Annotated in this window: 16 protein-coding genes; 7 read left to right on the forward strand and 9 right to left on the reverse strand. The window is 40.2% G+C overall.

Translation table 11 applies throughout. The features are described 5' to 3' along the window. The first annotated feature begins 102 nt into the window (after positions 1-102). Both AACU33_RS22360 and ccmS read left to right on the forward strand, forming a co-directional pair. Complete coding sequence (locus tag AACU33_RS22360; RefSeq protein ID WP_096590728.1) at positions 103-1,911, forward strand: ABC transporter ATP-binding protein; 1,809 nt, start codon at positions 103-105, stop codon at positions 1,909-1,911. Positions 1,912-1,985: 74 nt separating this feature from the next. Further along, complete coding sequence (ccmS, locus tag AACU33_RS22365; protein WP_096590729.1) at positions 1,986-2,414, forward strand: beta-carboxysome assembly chaperone CcmS; 429 nt, start codon at positions 1,986-1,988, stop codon at positions 2,412-2,414. Positions 2,415-2,493: 79 nt separating this feature from the next. On the opposite strand, the gene AACU33_RS22370 is transcribed toward ccmS, so the two are convergent. Next, on the reverse strand, positions 2,494-7,890 hold the full coding sequence (locus AACU33_RS22370; RefSeq protein ID WP_096590730.1) for a trifunctional serine/threonine-protein kinase/ATP-binding protein/sensor histidine kinase: 5,397 nt from the start codon (positions 7,888-7,890) through the stop codon (positions 2,494-2,496). Positions 7,891-8,074: 184 nt separating this feature from the next. After that, the gene (locus AACU33_RS22375) at positions 8,075-9,454 is read right to left on the reverse strand and encodes a cytochrome P450 (RefSeq protein WP_096590731.1); all 1,380 of its coding nucleotides are present in this window, start codon (positions 9,452-9,454) and stop codon (positions 8,075-8,077) included. Between the two features lie 188 nt (positions 9,455-9,642). On the opposite strand from AACU33_RS22375, the gene AACU33_RS22380 reads away from it, so the two are divergent. Both AACU33_RS22380 and AACU33_RS22385 read left to right on the forward strand, forming a co-directional pair. Continuing rightward, positions 9,643-10,275, forward strand: a complete 633-nt coding sequence (locus tag AACU33_RS22380) for a ParA family protein (RefSeq protein WP_096590732.1) — start codon at positions 9,643-9,645, stop codon at positions 10,273-10,275. Further along, positions 10,275-10,892, forward strand: coding sequence for a hypothetical protein (locus AACU33_RS22385; RefSeq protein WP_339376214.1), 618 nt, complete (start codon positions 10,275-10,277; stop codon positions 10,890-10,892). Before AACU33_RS22380 ends, AACU33_RS22385 begins: the two co-directional genes overlap by 1 nt. A gap of 120 nt (positions 10,893-11,012) precedes the next feature. Here AACU33_RS22385 and AACU33_RS22390 read toward each other — a convergent pair whose 3' ends face one another. Further along, positions 11,013-11,822 carry a DUF4253 domain-containing protein gene (locus AACU33_RS22390; protein WP_096590734.1) on the reverse strand — a complete coding sequence of 270 codons (810 nt, stop codon included), beginning with the start codon at positions 11,820-11,822 and terminating at the stop codon, positions 11,013-11,015. Between the two features lie 126 nt (positions 11,823-11,948). Here AACU33_RS22390 and AACU33_RS22395 point away from each other — a divergent pair, with 126 nt between their 5' ends. Together AACU33_RS22395 and AACU33_RS22400 are read left to right on the forward strand one after the other, a co-directional pair. After that, positions 11,949-12,302 (forward strand): hypothetical protein, encoded by a 354-nt coding sequence (locus AACU33_RS22395; protein ID WP_096590735.1) that lies wholly within the window; start codon positions 11,949-11,951, stop codon positions 12,300-12,302. Positions 12,303-12,326: 24 nt separating this feature from the next. Then, positions 12,327-12,461, forward strand: coding sequence for a hypothetical protein (locus tag AACU33_RS22400; protein WP_339376215.1), 135 nt, complete (start codon positions 12,327-12,329; stop codon positions 12,459-12,461). 143 nt (positions 12,462-12,604) lie between these two features. Here the strand turns inward: AACU33_RS22400 and AACU33_RS22405 are convergent, their stop codons facing one another. The 3 genes from AACU33_RS22405 to AACU33_RS22415 all read right to left on the reverse strand — a co-directional run bounded on the left by AACU33_RS22405 (position 12,605) and on the right by AACU33_RS22415 (position 14,639). Further along, a complete protein-coding gene (locus tag AACU33_RS22405) occupies positions 12,605-12,841 on the reverse strand; it encodes a DUF4327 family protein (protein WP_045872662.1) in 237 nt (78 codons plus the stop codon). Between the two features lie 1,060 nt (positions 12,842-13,901). Next, entirely contained in the window at positions 13,902-14,324 is a 423-nt protein-coding gene (gene rbfA, locus AACU33_RS22410) for a 30S ribosome-binding factor RbfA (protein WP_096590736.1), read from the reverse strand. A 108-nt stretch (positions 14,325-14,432) separates the two neighbouring features. Further along, on the reverse strand, positions 14,433-14,639 hold the full coding sequence (locus AACU33_RS22415) for a DUF751 family protein (RefSeq protein ID WP_096590737.1): 207 nt from the start codon (positions 14,637-14,639) through the stop codon (positions 14,433-14,435). 152 nt (positions 14,640-14,791) lie between these two features. On the opposite strand from AACU33_RS22415, the gene AACU33_RS22420 reads away from it, so the two are divergent. Continuing rightward, positions 14,792-15,625: a DNA adenine methylase gene (locus AACU33_RS22420; protein ID WP_096590738.1), complete on the forward strand. Its 834-nt coding sequence runs from the start codon at positions 14,792-14,794 to the stop codon at positions 15,623-15,625. On the opposite strand, the gene AACU33_RS22425 is transcribed toward AACU33_RS22420, so the two are convergent. The 3 genes from AACU33_RS22425 to AACU33_RS22435 form a co-directional block, all read right to left on the reverse strand. After that, a complete protein-coding gene (locus AACU33_RS22425; RefSeq protein ID WP_339376216.1) occupies positions 15,622-16,098 on the reverse strand; it encodes a PD-(D/E)XK nuclease superfamily protein in 477 nt (158 codons plus the stop codon). The two genes, AACU33_RS22420 and AACU33_RS22425, sit on opposite strands and share 4 nt — an antisense overlap. Before the next feature lie 344 nt (positions 16,099-16,442). Continuing rightward, on the reverse strand, positions 16,443-17,084 hold the full coding sequence (locus AACU33_RS22430; RefSeq protein WP_096590739.1) for a DUF4241 domain-containing protein: 642 nt from the start codon (positions 17,082-17,084) through the stop codon (positions 16,443-16,445). A 443-nt stretch (positions 17,085-17,527) separates the two neighbouring features. Further along, entirely contained in the window at positions 17,528-18,748 is a 1,221-nt protein-coding gene (locus AACU33_RS22435; RefSeq protein WP_096590740.1) for a HetZ-related protein, read from the reverse strand. Positions 18,749-18,786: the final 38 nt, after the last annotated feature.

The raw sequence follows: 18,786 nt of genomic DNA on the forward strand, positions 1-18,786 counted from the left end.
GCTCATCAGGAATCTAGATCGAGCTAAAAGCACTCAAAATTTTTTCATTGGGACTGCCTTATCTGTCGTGGTAATATCAGTTGCACGCAACTGTAACGAAATGTGGCTACAGCATTGAAATCTCATCAGGTATCAAGAAGGCGTAGACATTCTTTGCATCCCCTCCAGCGTCTGCTTGACTATGGGCATCAGTATCGTAAACAGATTTGGCTGGCAATCGGTGCTTCGATTTTAAATAAACTCTTTGACTTAGCACCACCGGCATTGGTGGGAATTGCTGTAGATGTGGTAGTTAAGCAGCAGGATTCGATTATTGCTCAATTAGGAATCAAGGATATCTTTGGGCAATTTTTGATTCTTTCTTTCCTTACCGTCATTACTTGGATACTAGAATCAACTTTTGAGTACCGCTACAAGTTGATTTGGCGCAACTTGGCGCAGAATATTCAGCATAACTTGCGTCTGGATGCGTACAATCACCTGCAAGAGTTGGAATTAGCGTATTTTGAAGAACGTAGCACTGGCGGTTTAATGTCCATCCTCAGCGATGATGTGAACCAACTAGAGCGCTTTTTAGACGTGGGCGCAAACGATATCATCCAGGTAATCACGACTATTGTTGTAGTTGGCGGTGGCTTCTTTATTTTGGCTCCCAACATAGCTTGGATGGCGATCTTACCCATACCTTTTATACTTTGGGGTTCGGTAGCTTTTCAGAAATTGCTAGCACCGCGTTACGCTGAGGTGCGGGAAAAAGTCGGTTTAATCAATGGACGGTTATCCAATAATCTCAGCGGGATCACGACGATCAAAAGTTTCACCTCTGAAGATTATGAATCGGCGCGCGTGGAGGCAGAAAGTAACGCCTACCGCCAAAGTAACGTGAAAGCGATCGCACTTTCTGCGGCTTTTATCCCATTAATTCGGATGCTGATTTTGGCAGCTTTTACAGTATTGTTGCTATTTGGGGGGATGGAAGCTGTCGCTGGGAGAATTTCTGTTGGTGCTTACAGTTCCTTAGTATTTTTAGTTCAGCTTTTACTCTGGCCTTTAACTAGATTAGGGGAAACCTTCGATTTATATCAACGGGCAATGGCTTCAACTAATCGCGTCATGGATTTGTTAGATACTCCGATTGCGATTCATACAGGAGATATCGCCTTACCCGTGGATGCAGTTAAAGGAGAAGTGGAATTTAAAAATGTGACGTTTGCCTATAAAGATAGATTACCAGTAGTAAAAAATCTGTCTTTGCAAATTCCCGCAGGTGACACGATTGCGATTGTCGGTTCCACCGGTTCCGGTAAAAGCACCTTAGTCAAACTTTTGTTGCGATTGTACGAATTGCGCACAGGCAGCATTACCTTAGATGGCATTGACCTGCAAAATTTAAATTTGCGAGATTTACGCCGTTGTATTGGCTTAGTCAGTCAGGATGTATTTTTATTTCACGGTACGGTTGCGGAGAATATTGCTTACGGCAGCTTTGAGACGACAGAACAAGAAATTATCATGGCGGCTAAGGTAGCTGAAGCACATGAATTTATTACCCACCTCCCCCAAGGATATGCAACAATTGTCGGGGAGCGCGGACAAAAGTTATCTGGGGGACAACGACAAAGAATTGCGATCGCGCGTGCAGTATTGAAAAATCCGCCAATTTTGATTTTAGATGAAGCCACCTCGGCAGTAGATAATGAAACCGAAGCCGCAATTCAGCGATCGCTCGAACGGATTACAGTCAATAGAACCACAATTGCGATCGCTCATCGTCTTTCTACTATCCGCAATGCCAATTGTATTTATGTCATGGAACATGGAAAACTAGTAGAGTCGGGAACCCACGAACAATTGCTAGAGCAAGATGGTATTTATGCTAGTCTTTGGCGCGTACAATCTGGTTTGAGATAGAAAAACCTTCACTTCCAAATCCTCTTTGTAAGCAGAGAGGAGAAAATTTTGAATTTTGAATTTTGAATTAATTTATGTTTTTTGGTAGTACTCAGCCGGAATTAGGAGATAGCAAGTGGCGCAGTCAGTTGGATAGATTTGTGAAAGCAAATCAACCAGAATTAGCGGCGCTGTTTTGGGGATTGTGGTTAGAAAATGGGAATAGTCAAGGTACTATTGGTATTGATTTGCAACCAACACCGCATTTTGTTTATTGTCCTCTAGATGAGATAGAGAAATTAAATAGTAAAGTTGAGAGTCGGCTTCAGGAAATATTAGGAATTATCGAGAATCACAAACCAGAAGTGGAAGTTGTGATGATTGGTATTGGTAAAGGTGAAATTAAGTTAATTCAGTTTGCACCAGAACCAGCACCACCCGCTTGTTTTGAGCAAGTTGGTAAGGATGTGGATGGGTTACTGGAATTGCTAGAACAGAGGATGAAAGAGCAGATTGTTTTATAACGCAGAGGAACGCTGAGGAAAGCGCTGAGGTGCGCTGAGAAGAAGTTTTGTGCTACTCTGCGCACTTGGGGAATATGCGTTAAATGGGAAGTTTAATGACAAATTCTGCCCCTGTTCCAGGTTGAGAATTTACTGTTAGCGTTCCACCATGCTTATCTACTATTACTTGATGAGCGATCGCTAATCCTAAGCCTGTGCCTTTTCCTACAGCTTTGGTAGTAAATAAGTGGTCAAAAATTTTCTGTTTAACTTCCTCGCTCATTCCCATCCCATTATCAGCAATACTAATCTTAACCTGCTTATCTTCTACTGAAGTTTTAATGGTAATTCTATTAGGATTGGCTTGAATTTCCGTAAAACTTCGCCCAGTATTTGATTCTTCTAAAGCATCAATAGCATTTGCCAAGATGTTCATAAATACCTGATTCAATTGTCCGGGAAAGCAGTTAATCTGTGGAAGATGACCATATTCAGTTAACACATCAATTGCTGGGCGGTATTCGTTAGCTTTTAAGCGATGTTTGAGAATTAAAATTGTGCTATCGATACCTTCGTGGATATTAAAAGGGACTTTGTAATCTTTATCAGCACGGGAGAAGGTACGCAGACTGGTGCTAATATTTTTTAAGCGATCGCACGCCATCACCATTGCATCAATCATCTTCGGCAAGTCTTCTAAGCTAAACTCCAAATCAATTTCTGCGCCATGCTCAAGAATTTTATCGCTGGGATTGCTGAAATCTTGATACAGTTTCAAGTGTTCTATAATATCTACAACTGTAGGTTTTGCTTGTTTGAGACTAGCAGCAATAAAAGCCAGGGGATTATTCATTTCATGAGCTACCCCAGAAACTAAGTTACCCAGTGCAGACATTTTCTCACTTTGGACAATTTGAAGTTGCGCTTGTTTTAAATCTTGTAATGCTTGTTGAGCCTGTTGATACAGTCGGGCATTTTCTAGAGAAATTGCTGTCTGCGAAGCCAATAAATTAATAACTTGTAAACGTTGATTAGTAAATACTCCAGAAGTTAAGCGATTTTCTAAGTAAAGAATTCCTACTAAATGTCCTTGATTAATAATTGGCGTACAAAATACACTCTTGGGTTGATGCTCTAGCATATATTCCCCAATTAACCCAGGAATATCTGTTTGTAGATTATCTATGAGAATTGTTTGTTGGGTATTTTTGACGTAATTGATAATATTTGTGGGAATATATCCGCAAGTATCTAATGGTTGGAAATTCAGGATAGTTTGTATTTGCTCTAGGGAGTTTTCTAGATCGTTAATCGATGTAATGGCTCGTACTTGCCAAGTATCATCTTCGGGGAGAATCAATACTGATGTTTTCGCACCAGAGTTTTCCAAAATAATGCGGGTGAGATTGGCAACCGATTCATCGAATTCTATAGAGCTAGAAATAGCTTGAGCAGCTTTGAGAATAGAGTTAAAATCAAGAGCATTGGAAACACTGGTGTTACCCGTACTGCTAGTGCGAGTTGATAGAGAATTGCCAGAAAAACCAATAGTTTCTAGAGGGTTTAGATTGAGCCGTCGCTGTTGCAAAATTGGTTGCAGCAGTTGAGGATAGCGTTTTTCTAGATCGTCAACTTTGGCTTTTGCACCCCAACGTGAATAGCAATAATAAGCTTCCTGCATATAACCTGCGGCCACCTTCTCTTTACCCCAATCAAGGTAGAATTTAGCAGCTAATTCATTAGCGAGTGCTTCGTCTTGAAGATATTCGTTTTCTTTTGCACCTTGAATAGCCATTTCATATAGTTCTATGGCTGCTGTTTTTTGATTGAGAACGCGAGATTTTTCAGCTTCAACTAAATTCAATTTGTGTAGATGATTCATTGGGGCATAGTGTGCCCATTTCTGTAACTTTTCTTGATTTTCCTGCACTCGTTGCCAGTGAATATCTGACTCATAATTTGATTCCGGCGTTCTGGCAAGTGCTGTAAGCGAATCTAACAAGTAAAAGACAGGTTCAATAATTGTTCCCGTACAAGCAAATAAATTTTTTCTCGCTTGAATTGCATCCTGTTCGGCTTTGGTAATGTCTTCTAGCAAGAAATTCAACGTGAATCTATGCAGATAAAAGATACACAAGCGAAACATATCATTGGATGCTTGCACTTGAGAAAGCAATTCTTTCTCATAGAAATCTCGCCGGAAAGGAACTTCATCTTCTGATTCACCTAATAAGATGAGAGCCGTTTCCCAGTAAATTAAATAGTGCTTGGCTGTTGTTACTTGGTTGAGGTCGCGTAAATGCTGGTGGTAGGCACGAATTTGAGGTTCGAGTTCAGTTAGTGGTAGACCAGTCCAGAAGGCATTTAAAGAATATACTTGTACGGTGTAAATCACAAATTCCAGATTGCCCGTTTCCAATCCTGCTTGATAGCCTTCTTGAAAAATGGGTAGCGTTTCTCGCAAATGTGCTGTGCAGTGGTGAATATATCCAGCAAAGATCACAAAGGTTGCTACTCGTTGAGTTTTGGCATACGGTTCTTTTGCCAGATGGTAAGCTAATTGCCCAAACTGCTGTACCTCTGTCATCTCTTGCCAGAGGATATTGATTTGAAATGCATAACTAACATAGCTAACAGGTGAAAACAGACTATTGCCAAATTGAATAGACAGCTTAACCTGTAGCGCCACCACTAATGGATAAAGCGGCGAGCTTGTCAAGTAACAAGAAGGCATAATAGTAGCAGCAATCTGGACAATAGCCAGTTGGTGAGCATCCGTCATCTTTGGCAGATGAATCAGATCTTCAATCGAGCGATCGCCAATTAATGCGGCGATTTCTTCTCTAGCCTGCTGAACATCCTCTGGTGTGGGGCGATCGGGTAAGCTGACTCCCAATATTTCTAGGACAGATTTACCTGTGGCGATCGCTGCTAAAAAATCATTTTGGGAGTTTAATGCCTGAATTTTTACTTGGTAAACTTGCATCCGATCCAGGGGTGTCATGGCGCGATCGATTACAGCTGCAATCCACTGGTTCATCTGCTCGAATTCACCACACAATAAGGCAATCTCGGCAGCTAATTCGTGCAGGGCTAAGGTCATGGTATATTGTCGCTGCCAAGCCTCTTCTCCCAATAATGTCAGCCCTGTTGTAGTATATTCACGAGCTGCTTGATAAGCTGTGGCGGCTCTAGCTTTGCGGCTAGCTGTTAGGTTAAGTTGGGCTAAATTATCCCGTTCTGCTTGTTCAACAACTAACGTCGTTCCATAGTTCAACTGATTAACTAATTCAAAAATCCGTTCTTCTCTAGCTGTGGGTGAAATTTGTTGCAGCAATAGTTGCCCAATTTGGTAATGAGCGATCGCGCGGTTTTCTTCTGGAATTAAAGAATAGGCAGCTTGTTGAACTCGGTCATGCAGGAATTTATATGCAACAATCTCCGAACTTTCTTGATTAAAAGTTCGATCTCCTTCCCCAAGATAAAACTTATAAATATCACTTTGTGGCAAGATTAATCCTTCCTGCAAAGCATTCCACAAGCAACTAGCAGTTTCTATCTCTGACTGTTCAAAAACAATTGCTAATGTTTTTAAATCAAAAGAGTTACCAATACAAGCAGCTAGTTTCAATACTTGTTGAGTTGATGGCGGTAGCCTGCGCAATTGAAAAGCCATGAATTGCACGACATCATCTGTCAGTGCTTGCTGATTGATTTTTGTGATGTCGCATTGCCAACATCCCTCTACAAAATTAAATTCAATTAGTCCATCTTGATGTAATGCTTTGAGAAACTGAGTGGCAAAGAATGGGTTCCCTTGGGTTTTCTGATAAACCAGTTGGGAAAGCGACCACGCCAAGTCTTCTACACAACCCAATGTCTCTGCGACTAATTGATTCAACTTTAATTGACTGAGCGCTTGCAGAGTAATTGTATTAATTTTTGCGCCTGCTTTGATAATTTCATCCAAAGTCAAAGTCAAAGGATGAGCAGATGATACTTCATTATCTCGATAAGCTCCAATTAATAATAAATAACCGCTTTTAGATTCACTTATTAATAATTGCATCAGCTTCAAAGAAGCCGAATCTGACCACTGCAAGTCATCCAAAAAGATTACTAATGGATGGGCGGCAGTGGTAAATACTTGAATAAATTTCTGAAATAATAAATTAAATCTATTTTGTGCAGCATTACCTGATAATTCTGCTGCTGCTGGTTGTTTGCCAATAATTCTTTCTAATTCGGGAATAACTTCTGTAATTACTTGCCCATTTTCGCCTAATGCTGCGAGAATTTTAGTTTTCCATTGTTGTATTTGGCGATCGCTTTCTGTTAACAATTGCCCCATTAAATCCCGGAAGGCTTGTACAAATGCCGAAAATGGGATATTGCGATTAAATTGGTCAAATTTGCCTTTAATAAAATAGCCGCGTTGCCGGACAATCGGTTTGTGAACTTCATTTACCACCACCGTTTTCCCGATTCCAGAGAACCCAGCGACTAACATCATTTCACTGTCACCTTGAGCAACTCTTTCAAATGCTGCTAGTAATTCCTGAACTTCTGTTTCTCTACCATAGAGTTTTTCTGGGATGAGGAAGCGATCGCAAATATCTCGTTGTCCCAACACAAAAGGCTCAATTGTGCCCGTTTCTTGCCACTGACGTTGGCAAATCTCTAAATCATGCTTCAGTCCCAGCGCGCTTTGATAGCGATCTTCAGCATTCTTAGCCATCAGCTTTGCCACAATCGCAGACAGCATCTCAGGCACCGCAGAATTGACCTCATGCACGGGAATTGCCTGCTTTGCCAAATGACAATAAACCAATTCCATCGCATCATTAGACTGAAATGGCAACTTTCCTGTAAGCAGTTGATAAAAAGTAACACCAACAGAGTAGAAATCGCTGCGGTAGTCGATACCGCGATTCATCCTTCCTGTTTGTTCGGGTGAGAGATAAGCCAGCGTTCCTTCCAACACATTGGGATTTTGAATCTCTGGTGTTTCCCTCGGTAACAATGAAGCAATGCTGAAATCAATTAGCTTTACCTGCTGAGTCTTAGGATTTATGAGTATATTGGCAGGCTTAATATCCTTATGAATAATGCGATGGCGGTAGAGTTCGTACAGGATATCTGCTAGTTGCAACGCGATCGCCAAAAAATCGGCAATAGCTAAAGCAGAGTGTTGCTGTTCTTGGGTATAAGCAAAAAGAGAAATACCGCCAAAGTCCTCCATTACCAATGCATAGCCGTTGCGATGGTTCTCCAAACTGCAAGGCTGGACGATGCCAGGAAAATCAAGGCTTTTAGCGATCAGGTATTGATTGCGGAACTGAATGAGTTCGCTGAAGCTAGGGTAGTTATGTCCAAGCAGCTTAACGATCACAGAACGGCAATCCGCTTCTCTGATTGCTTGATAGACTAGGGTTTTGGAACCCACATAGACTTGTTCGGTGATAGAGTAGCCAGGAAGAACAGTTGCTTCAGCCATATACGATTCTACAGATATTAAAGACAGTTTTCTTAATGTCTTTAATATGCCCAAGCCGAGGAAATAGGTAACAGTAGTTTCACCGCCTTGTTCTTATCTTTGCGAAAGTTTGTAGAAATCGAGATAATTCATCTTCTTGGCACAATAGCTGTAATGTAGCGTAGCGATCGCTAATATAAATTACCTAAGTTAATACTGGCGTACTTGCACGCTTTACTTGAGGTCTGGCAATCATCCGCATTCCTGGTGGCGTGGCGACAGTTAGACCGCGACGTACAGGATGCACAGGACGCTTGTTGACCAGTGAAACTTGAAAATGCGACAGAATTGTTGCTAAGACAATTTTCATTTCATACTGAGCAAATGCTAAACCGATACAGCGGCGATTACCACCACCAAAAGGTAAATATTCGTATGGGGAAAATTGTCGTTCTAAAAAGCGTTCTGGTTGGAATTGTTTGGGATTTGGATAAACTTCTGGGCGATGGTGCGCTAAATAAATACTAGGAATAATTACATTTCCTTTGGGAATTTTATAGCCTGTAATTTCAACTGGGGATTTCACAATTCTCGGTACACCATTCATCACTATGGGATAAATTCGCAAGGTTTCCTGACAAACTGCTGTTAAATAAGGCAACTTAGCAATGCTACTTGGATCTGAGTTAGTACCAATAGTATCCAGTTCTTGCAGCAACTTTTCCCGCACTTCTGGTAACTGGTCAATCCAGTAAAACGCCCAAGTTAATGCAGAAGCAGTAGTTTCATGTCCTGCAACTAACAATGTCATTAATTCATCGCGCAATTCTATATCAGACATTGGTTGCCCATCATCATAACGAGCAGCCATCATTAAGCTGAGGATATCTTGCCGATTTTTTTCAGTTTCGCTTCGTCGTTCTGCAATCAAAGTATAAATAAGTCGATCGATTTGCTGGATTAAACGCTTCACTCGCCCCCACGGACTCCACGCACCTAAATCTTTTTGTAAGAAGCCAAAAAACAAGGCGCTGGACATCAAAGGCGCACCCATGAAATCTAACAGAGAAGATAGCAAATGCTGAAGTTCTTGAAAGCGCTGTCCTTCATCTAAGCCAAACACCACCCGTAAAATGACGCGCAAGGTAATTTCTTGCATCGAACTACGGATATTAAAAGGTTTACCTATTTTCCATTCATTACTTACCTGCTCAGTTATTTTACGAATATCTTCACCGTAGGCGCGCATTCTTTCGCCATGAAAAGGAGGCGTTAATAATTGACGTTGGCGTTGATGGCGATCGCCATCCAGTAAAATCAAAGAGTTGTCGCCCAGTAAAAATCCTAAACCCCCACTACCTACCCCTGACGCAAAACACTTGGAATCGGCAGTAAAAATCTGCTCTAATGCTTCAGGTTGACTAAAGTAGATAATATGAGTATCTTTGCTACCCCAAATAGTAAAGCGATCGCCATAGGTTTGAGCAAAATCTTCCACATATTTCACTGGCTGAGTAATAAACTTTACCAACCGCAAAAAGCGCGACATTCTAGGGCCATCAGGTAGAGTGTTAGTGATTGTCATATCAACACAGATGATGAGTTCCGGATTTTATTGTGACAAGTTTTTCGATGATTGACAGTCAATGGTCATTTGTCATTTCTCCCCACACTCCCCCATCTCCTATTTCCCGATTGTAAGCAAGTGTTAGCAAAATAAACCTCAGAGGCACAAAGCAGTATATTCTTGTATGGCAGCGTCGGAAGTAAGCAGTGCCAAAGATCGTCGTTATACTCAACGGTAAAGGAGGCGTCGGTAAAACGACTACCGCAGTCAATCTGGCTGCAAACTTTGCCTTAGAAAAAAAGGTGATTTTGATTGACGCAGATATTCAAGGATCTGCCAGTTGGTGGTTTGGGCGCAATCAGAATGCTATGGGATTCGATCTATCTCAAGAAATCAATCCAAAACTTTTAGGTGATTTAACAAAGCTAACAGGTTACGATTTAGTAGTAGTGGATACGCCTCCGGCGCTGCGCTCTGAAGCATTGGCGACGGTAGTAGCGATCGCAGATTATCTGGTTTTACCTACACCCCCAGCCGCAATGGATCTAGCTGTCCTAGTTGAGACAGTCAGAAAAGCTGTCACTCCTGTGGGTGTTCCCCATCGAGTGTTACTAACCAAAGTTGACACGCGCAGTTTGGGGGAAGCAGTTGAGGCACAAAACACTCTCATGGGATTAGGAATTCCTGCTTTTAAAACCTTTATTCGTGCCTATAAAGCGCACGAACGAGCAGCACTTGAGGGTGTACCAATTACTCAATGGCGAGGAAAACACGCACGCGAAGCGGAATCTGACTATCGCCGTGTAGCCAATGAATTACAGCTTGACTGGAGGAAATAATGGCAAAGAAACGTCTCTCCGATTTATTACAAGAAGAAGCACAAAAATTTACTCCTTCCGAAGGTGAATCAGCTATCGAAGTTAATGCTGAGGAAATTATCGAACAAAATACTCCAGAACTAGAGGAATCACCAACACCCGAACAACCAACTTCCGCTAGACGTACAACTCCCACCAAAGCTGATTTAGAAGTAACCATCAAAGAGTTAAAAGAAACTCTCGATCAATCTCAGCAAAAGGAAGCCGCCCTGCAAAAACAAGTTGCAGATTTACAATCCTCTGTATCCGAACAAAAAACATTAGCTAAACGGCTAACGAAAGAGCTTGATGAAGCGAAAAAAGCCGCATTGCACCTTGCAGAATCTAATTCCAAGCTGATAGAAGAAGTCAACTCTCTAAAAGAAGAAAAGGAAAAATTTGCCGAAGCCAATGCCAAACTTGTAGAACAAAGTAAACAAAGTAGCGCTTTAAAACCACAAAAGCCAACCTATCAACCAGTAAAACAAACCTATCACCAAGATAACTACAGAAAATCTTACCGAACATCAGAAAAGCTAGCTCCAGCACAACCAGATGAGTCTGAAGATAGTTCTTCTCAAATGTGGTTACTTGACTAGAGTTTTAGCAAGTTAATTCACTAAAAGCATTCTCAGTAGATTATCTAAGGAAATACCAAAAAATAAATTATCCAATATTCTTATGGTGCGTTAATGACGTAACGCACCATCTTTGTTAACTTAATCCCACCAAAAGTACCAGACTTTGTTGTGTAGTAAGAGATTTGCTAATTTATTCAGCGTTCTTACTCCTTGGTCTACGATATCGTAGCAGTAAATATACTGTTCTTGAGCCAGTTGAAATGCAGCCTCACGATTTTTAGGAGGATGCTGAACGCACATTTCCACTACATCATGGCTAATACCAACTACCTCTGCACCATACTTCTCATACCAATACTTCATCAGACAAACATGTATTTCTGATGCAGGACAGTCGTTCCAATTGCCAAACTTGAGAAAAGCCGGAACTTCCCAGCTAAATGTAGTTGGCACTAATGCCACAACTATATTTGGATGTGGTAATCGATTCAAAATATTATAGGGAATTGTATATTCTCGATTGGTAGCAGAAATCGCCTCTTTCCACTCTCCTATTTCTGCTAATGTTAGCGGATCTAAAATGATATTCTCATCGTGTTTCCTATAATTTTCCCATTCTTTCCGTCGCTCTTGCGCTATATTATTCAGCCACTCGCAAGCATTTAAAGAATTTCCCCGATCGATGATTTCAGCAATAGTTAAAGATTCATAGAATTGAATGCTTTCCAAGTGAGATTCAAGTTCATCTTCATTACCTAACAACAAAGGATAGTGTCCTGTATCGCCAACAAGCTGGCGAAGTTTTTGCCAAAAATCAATAGCTTCAGCGCCAGGAACTCTCAATCCATAAATCTTGTGTGAGTCAACTTCCCAAAGTAGTTCTAGAGCATCTGAGTTAACACTATTGTTAGCTAATATGGTTTTTAGCTGGCTGTGATTGAGAACCATAATGTTTACCTACTTAGCTTACATCCAGCCTTTAAAAGTTAAATTTATGCGTAATTCCTGATTTTATAGCAGGGAGACTTATTCCGGTAACATGAGTAATTATCGATGAGTCTTAATAAATAACTTATGTCTTCTCCTCCCCTAACGTTGAACCTAGTTGAAGGTTCTGTCTCTTTCAGTTTTTCACCTCAAGGCGCACAGGAATTAAAAGCAGCATTGGATGAATTGATGGTTCGCCTCAAAACTGTGGCTGCTAAAACGACTCCAGGTAGCGGAAAAGTTACTCCTCAGGCTCCTGTCGAATATCGCTACACTGGTGAGGTATTTTTAGAAATTTTCTGTAATCCGAATATCTGGCCTACTCCCTTTGCTGCTAAAGTCCTGCTTACCGTTCGTGATGTCAATATTCGCCTGACTACAGAAGCAGAACTGACTCGCGTGATTGAAGACGTTAATCAGTATTTAGAGCAAGTTGGCTAAGTTAGTTTACCATTAGGAACTTATGTGAAAAATTACCGGAGCAGTCTACGATTGGAAACTGCCCCGGTTAGGGAATGTACATACTATACTCAGATGGCGGCATCGGATATAAACAAAAACTGGGATGTCGATGCGATCGCTACTGGAAAAGTTGTATAAATTCGACTCTAATGCTTCTCTCTTAATGGGGAATTTAAGATCCTGGATCGGAGTAATGTTAATTAAAACCAGAGATTATCCCTCAAATTCGGTTCTCAATCCAAAATCTGAAATTGAGTCAAATCTGAAGTTGAATGTATTGATTAGTCGTTGTCCCATTCTTCACGACCAATCAGATCGCCAATGCGATCGCGTAACAAAAAGTCACATTTTTCTAACTCACATTCAACGCAAACCCACTCTCTCGCAGGGATGTATTGGCAGAGTGTATATATTGGCTGTTGCCGGCTGACCATTCCCTTCTGCACCAGTCGGCGTGCTTCGTCTTGAATTACATCCAAAGAGTAGTAACTGATAGAGGGCACCGTATTCACACTCATGATTTTTACTCACAAATTACACGTAGATAGTGTTCCCGATATTTACTTGGAACAAACATGACCAGAATTAGACTTGTAGCTAATGTTTTGTATTTTGCTATACGGAACTAATTTCATTTTGACGCTACATTCCTTCAAATTATCTAAAGAAATGTAAATAAAGTCAACATATTCTGACATTGCTGGTAAATATGCTTCATATAAGAATACCAGGGTAGTCAACATAACCTGCTATGCAGATTATTTGTTTTTAATTTAAAAGGGTTTAAATGGTTGCAGCGAAAGGCTTGAAGCATAGTTGAGTGAATTGGGAATAGTACATAGAAAACAGTTGGGCACTGTCAAAGCTGGCCTAGTGTTGCAGCTAATTATCTACATGAAAACTCGGCCGTAATCTCTAGCAGAAATTAGGGTATAAACGATTGCAAAATATTAGGGCTAAATTACACTAGGAAACCTTGCAGCCTCTCATCTGTTAATTATTTCTTAAAGAAATTCTCATTTGCTATGTTAACTTTGGCACTTAATAAAACGAAAAATACTTGTGGAATGATTTAGTTTTAGGGTAGCAAGAACTTGGATGAAGCGATCGCTCATTTTAAGTAGTACAGACCAGAAGATATTGTTGAAAGTCTCAACAATTAGCGATCCCCACAGCGCTAAACAGTAATTTCAATTCCTTAAGAAACTAGCAACAGTGACATGAACGACAATTACATAATTATGCATCTATGCAGGAGAAAAAGAACCATTCCCCACTCAGTACAGTGTTTGCAGTAGGTTTCTAAAACTAAAACAACCAAACAATGTATAAGTTCAGTTGGTAGGAATCCAGAGGAATATATTACGAAACATAAACAGACTTAAAATCCTTAACAACGACAGATGACGATCCTTACAACTTAGCTTTACTTGCGCCGAGTTACTTAAACTTATGCAAAAAACTCTTCCCTGAAGCTATAGTCACATTGAAACAGACGTTATCTAGTCACGTCTGTAAACTGGCTGGCGAATTTTCAGGGATTAATTGTTCGAGAAGTTACTTTGTTGTTTAAGTTACTTATTCCGAGAATTCATCATCATCTTCGTCTACATTGTTGTCATCCTCTGCTGACAAATTTTCGGATGGACGTTCATACTTGAGTTGGTTCAACAGCGACAACACCCTTGTACCGCGTTCTAGAGAACGGTCTTCGATAAATATTACTTCTGGGGTGCGACGTAGCCTAACCCGCGCACCCAGTTCGCTGCGGACATAACCAGTTGCTGACTTTAAGCCCGCCATTGTTTCCGCTTTAGCTTCTTCTGTACCGTAGATACTGACGTAAATTTTGGCGTGTTGTAAATCACCAGAGACATCAACATCAGTTACGCTGACCATTCCTGTACCCACACGGTCATCTTTAATGCCGTGAAGTAGCATTTGGCTAACTTCCCGTTTAATCAATTCAGCAACGCGGGAAACGCGGCGATTTGTAGCCATAAAAATTCTGCCTCCTCACAGAGGTTGTACAACATAACAATAGATGGAAATCAGGTAGGATAGTGCTTGCCCAACTCTCTAGAGGGCAAACCCTCCTATAACCCCAACCTAAATTGTACTTAAGCCCAGCATTGCGCGCAGGGTAAAAGTAATAAAAGCTAGGCTGGCAAAAAGTAAACCTATAAGGGCAATCAAGGTGACTGGGCGTTTCAACAATGGAAACAAAGGCTCAAATGTGTTCAAAAAAATACCAAAGATGATAGTAATCAAGTAGCGGGGGTAGCGCAGGACGTTATCCCAGAATCCGTCAAACATTTATTTAGACTGCCTTGCTATAGACTATAAGTTTGTTTTGATATGCGTGTTTAATTCAATTGTAATGGATAGGGAATGAAAATTAATAAATTCCTATAAAATATGATTCGTTAGTTTATAGTAGTTAGATTTAGTAAGTAAGTTGTAATAAAATGGTAAGCCAAATTCCTAAAGAAATTTGCCCGCGTCCTTTTTTGAAGTGGGCAGGTGGTAAAAGTCGATTAATTCAGCAATATATTCCTTATTTACCCACAAAATATAAAACTTACTTTGAGCCATTTATTGGTGGGGGCGCTGTTTTTTTCTATCTTCAACCACAAGCAGCAGTTATTACTGATATTAATGCAGAATTGATTATTACTTATCGCTGTGTTCGAGATAAAGTTGAAGAATTAATAGGTTTATTACAAGAACATAAAACCCGCCATAATCGAGACTATTATTATAGCGTAAGAGCTAATCCTGGAAGCACTGATTTAGAAAAAGCTGCGCGTTTAATTTATCTCAATAAAACTTGTTTCAATGGGCTTTACAGAGTCAACTCTAAGGGTCAATTTAATGTGCCTATAGGCAGATACGAAAATCCTAATATTTGTGATGAATATTTACTACGATCAGCCTCAGCAGCACTTTCGCATACGGAAATCAAACAGGCTGATTTTGTTGAAGTTCTGAATCATGCAACTAACAGCGATAATTTTGTCTTCTGCGATCCGCCTTATCATCCGATAAGTAGTACCAGTTATTTTACAGGTTACAATCGTGATTCTTTTAGTAAAGCAGACCAAGAACGATTACGAGATACTTGTGCCACATTAGCAAATCGGGGTGTTCAAGTGATGATATGTAATTCTGATTGTGAATTTATTAGAAACCTATATCAAGAAATTAATTTTAATATTTATCCGATCGCGGCAGCTAGATCAATTAATTCTAATACTAAAAAACGCGGTACGATCTACGAATTATTAATTACTTCCTATTAACAATATTTATTTGCCCAAGCTATAAATCTATCTAAACTGTAAACTCCTAATAAATTGCGATTATACTTCACCTGTTGCCTCAGCCAGTTAATTGCTCCTTCTCTCATTCCTTCACCGCCAATAACAACAATAGTTGGTGCTGGGTAAGATTGCTGAATATTCAAATTTAAATAAGGGAATTTTTCATCAACAGATCCGCCACTTTCTTGCCATTTACACTCAATAATTAACCCTGACGGGTTGGCTGATAAACCAACAACATAAAAATCTACTTTTAGGGCAGTTTGATAAATTCCTGCACCAATATAAACCTGTTTGGCATAGCGTTTTGGTAATAAGGTCGCAGTTAAGAGGAATTCCTTTGTGACATGGCTTCCGATTTGGAAATAATGATGTCCGTTCAAGACTGCTTCGATATTTCCTTCTAAAATATTTCCTGACTTATTTGCCCGTGCGCCTTGAGTCATAGTCATTTTGAATCCCTCTGCCAAAATCGCTCTTGATTCTAGGATTCCACGAAAGCAGCCATACAAGATATGTTACTTAATAGGAATTTTTAATTTCCCATCAAAAAGGCTGAATTAAGAGATAGAACATTGAAGTTTTTTAGTACTTTTGTACCAAATTTTGTAAATTGAAATATTATTGCCCTGACTTTTCACCACATATGGAAAAGTTGATCTCAAGGGTTTCTATAAGCCCTAATTTTTCTGTTAATCAATTTTATTAATCACAACTATTGAGAATTATATTGTAAAACCAAGGACTCTTTTTCTAGTTTGATGACTTTATGCAGAAAGTTAGTATAGTATTGAGTTTACAGATGAAAATCTGTTATGACTTTAACAATTTTATTTTCTATATTAAATCCGAAGTAAGTAGGGTAAATACCATCGCCCCACCCAGAAGAAAAGGCAATGACATTTGCTTGATTTGAGTTATCTACACACATATCTGCCCAATCCCATGTAGGACTGTAATTTTTTTCTAACTCGCAGTTAAGCTTGTAAAATAAGCTTTCTTGGTATGTGTTTTTAGAATAAATTGAGTCATCCATAATTTGAGCAGTATCTGCATCCATGAAGCAACCAGTTCCAGAGTCAACTCCATAACCAAAAAATTCATCTTCTTGTAGAGAACTTAAGTCTTCAGTAGGGTGAGTCGCCATTTCCCACGCCACTGGAGTTTGTTCGCTCAGACAAAGCATTGCATAGGCAACTCTTCGAGAGTTGTTCTTTTGAATGTGGGCAATGCTCAAAATCACTGGGTAACGACCTGGCGCGAAATTGGCTGTGAAAGGTTCGCTATCTGCTAATGTTAGGGGATCGCAAGCAACTAATTTTCCTGAAGTTAAAACTAATTCTCCTACTTTATATGGTGTAAAAATGATGTCACTTAATTTTTCATTTGATAAATTTTGTTCGTTTTGAAAATAACTTAAAAAATCAAAATTATTCATTTTTTCTTTTTCTGTTTTAAGTTATATCATATCCGTTCAAATAACCGTCATTGCGACCGTAGGTAAGCAATCTCAAAAACTCTGTGATTGCGTCGTTCCACTCGCAATGACATATTTAGGGTAATTTACCGAATATCATATTATTTATTCTCTCTTAATTTCTTATTAATATGAATGCAACGGAATGAATTTACCCCCATTCCTGTCTGTTGTAATCAGAAGGGATGGAGATGAAGTTACATATTTGATTTTTTCCACAAGATGAAGTTGATAGGAGATTAAATCCGAGAAAGACAGACGAGATGGCTGACAGCCCGATCGCAATTTACTTTTACTGCAACATTTGAAAAGATAAAGGCAGATGAGGAGACAAGGAGGAGAAGGGAGATAATATAATTATTACCTTCTTGACTCTTGACCATTGACTCTTGACTAGCACTGTTTCAGCCTGTCTGAACTTGAGTATTACCGTTGCGAATAGCCCATGCGAGGTCTAACAGTTGAGTCCAGCGCTTTTGCAGTTGTTTGGGGGTGCATTTGAGGGTTTTAGCGATCGCTTGGTCGCTGTGGCGTGCAGTTTTTAATTGTAAAATTTGCTGTTGTTGTTCTGACAACAAGCTTAAAAATGTTTGCCACTGTTGCGCAGAAAGACCCAATCTATGCTCTAAACCTGCACCTAGCCATTGATGTACCAATTGCCATTGATGTTGCTTGGCAAACTTTTCTACATGGTATTTAAAACGCTGTTGCAAGTAGTCGCGCTGACGGCTGCTCAAACCGAGAATCTGGTCAATTTCTGGTGCAGATAGGTCTTGCAGCTTCAGAGTGAGGTAATCTACACAGTCAGATTGACCTTGAGATTCTAAATAATTGATTAATTCTGCAATCACGCGATCGCGTTCTGATTCTTCTGAGGGATCGAAGTTATTTTGCGCTATCATCTGCGATCTTAGCTGTTGCACCGCCGAGTTACGCTGGTAAGCTTCGCCTTCTTCACTCTTAGCCGACTCTACCGCCATTTCAATATCTACGGTAGTTTCTTGAGGCTGGCGACGGGCAAAACCTTGGGCACGTAAGATAATCAACTGCTGACTAGCACTCCCAGGTAAATTGATGCGGCGCTTGGCATATTGTTCTGTAAATGCCATGTATTCTGCTAGTTGTAGCTGAGTGCGGGGCGTGTAATCTTCAGCCAGTTCATTTTCCCGACGGAAAGCTTTAATCGCTTCAATATAAAATGCTTGTAAAAAATCTTCAATCAGGTTGTAACGTCCCTGAAATCCCATATCTGAGCCGGAAACAGTAACGTGGCGATAAACCATAGCACCCAAATTGCTATGTAATTCTACACGTCCTCTGCGCGAACCCAGTTGGTAGTAACGCAGACACTTTTGCAAACGATGTCTTGCTAGCGTCAGCTGCCAAGATTGGATTTCTCCTGATGTTTGGATGCGGGTGCTTTTATCACAAATGCGTTCCACTTCTCTAGCTATGCGTTGAGCTACCGCTTGCACACACCCAGGTGCGGCTTTTACTTGAGCTTGGATTTCTTCTAATAGCAGTTGCATCAGGGTATCGATGTTGCTGGCTGTTACTTCTTTGGTGGAAGCGGGGAAGTTAAAAGCAGATGTGGAGGTTGGCAGATTAGCAAGGTTAGCTTTCATAACTTTTACTAGGAGTGGTATTGCACCGTTATAACAAT

The organism is Calothrix sp. NIES-2098 (assembly GCF_963875125.1).
GTDB lineage: Bacteria > Cyanobacteriota > Cyanobacteriia > Cyanobacteriales > Nostocaceae > Aulosira.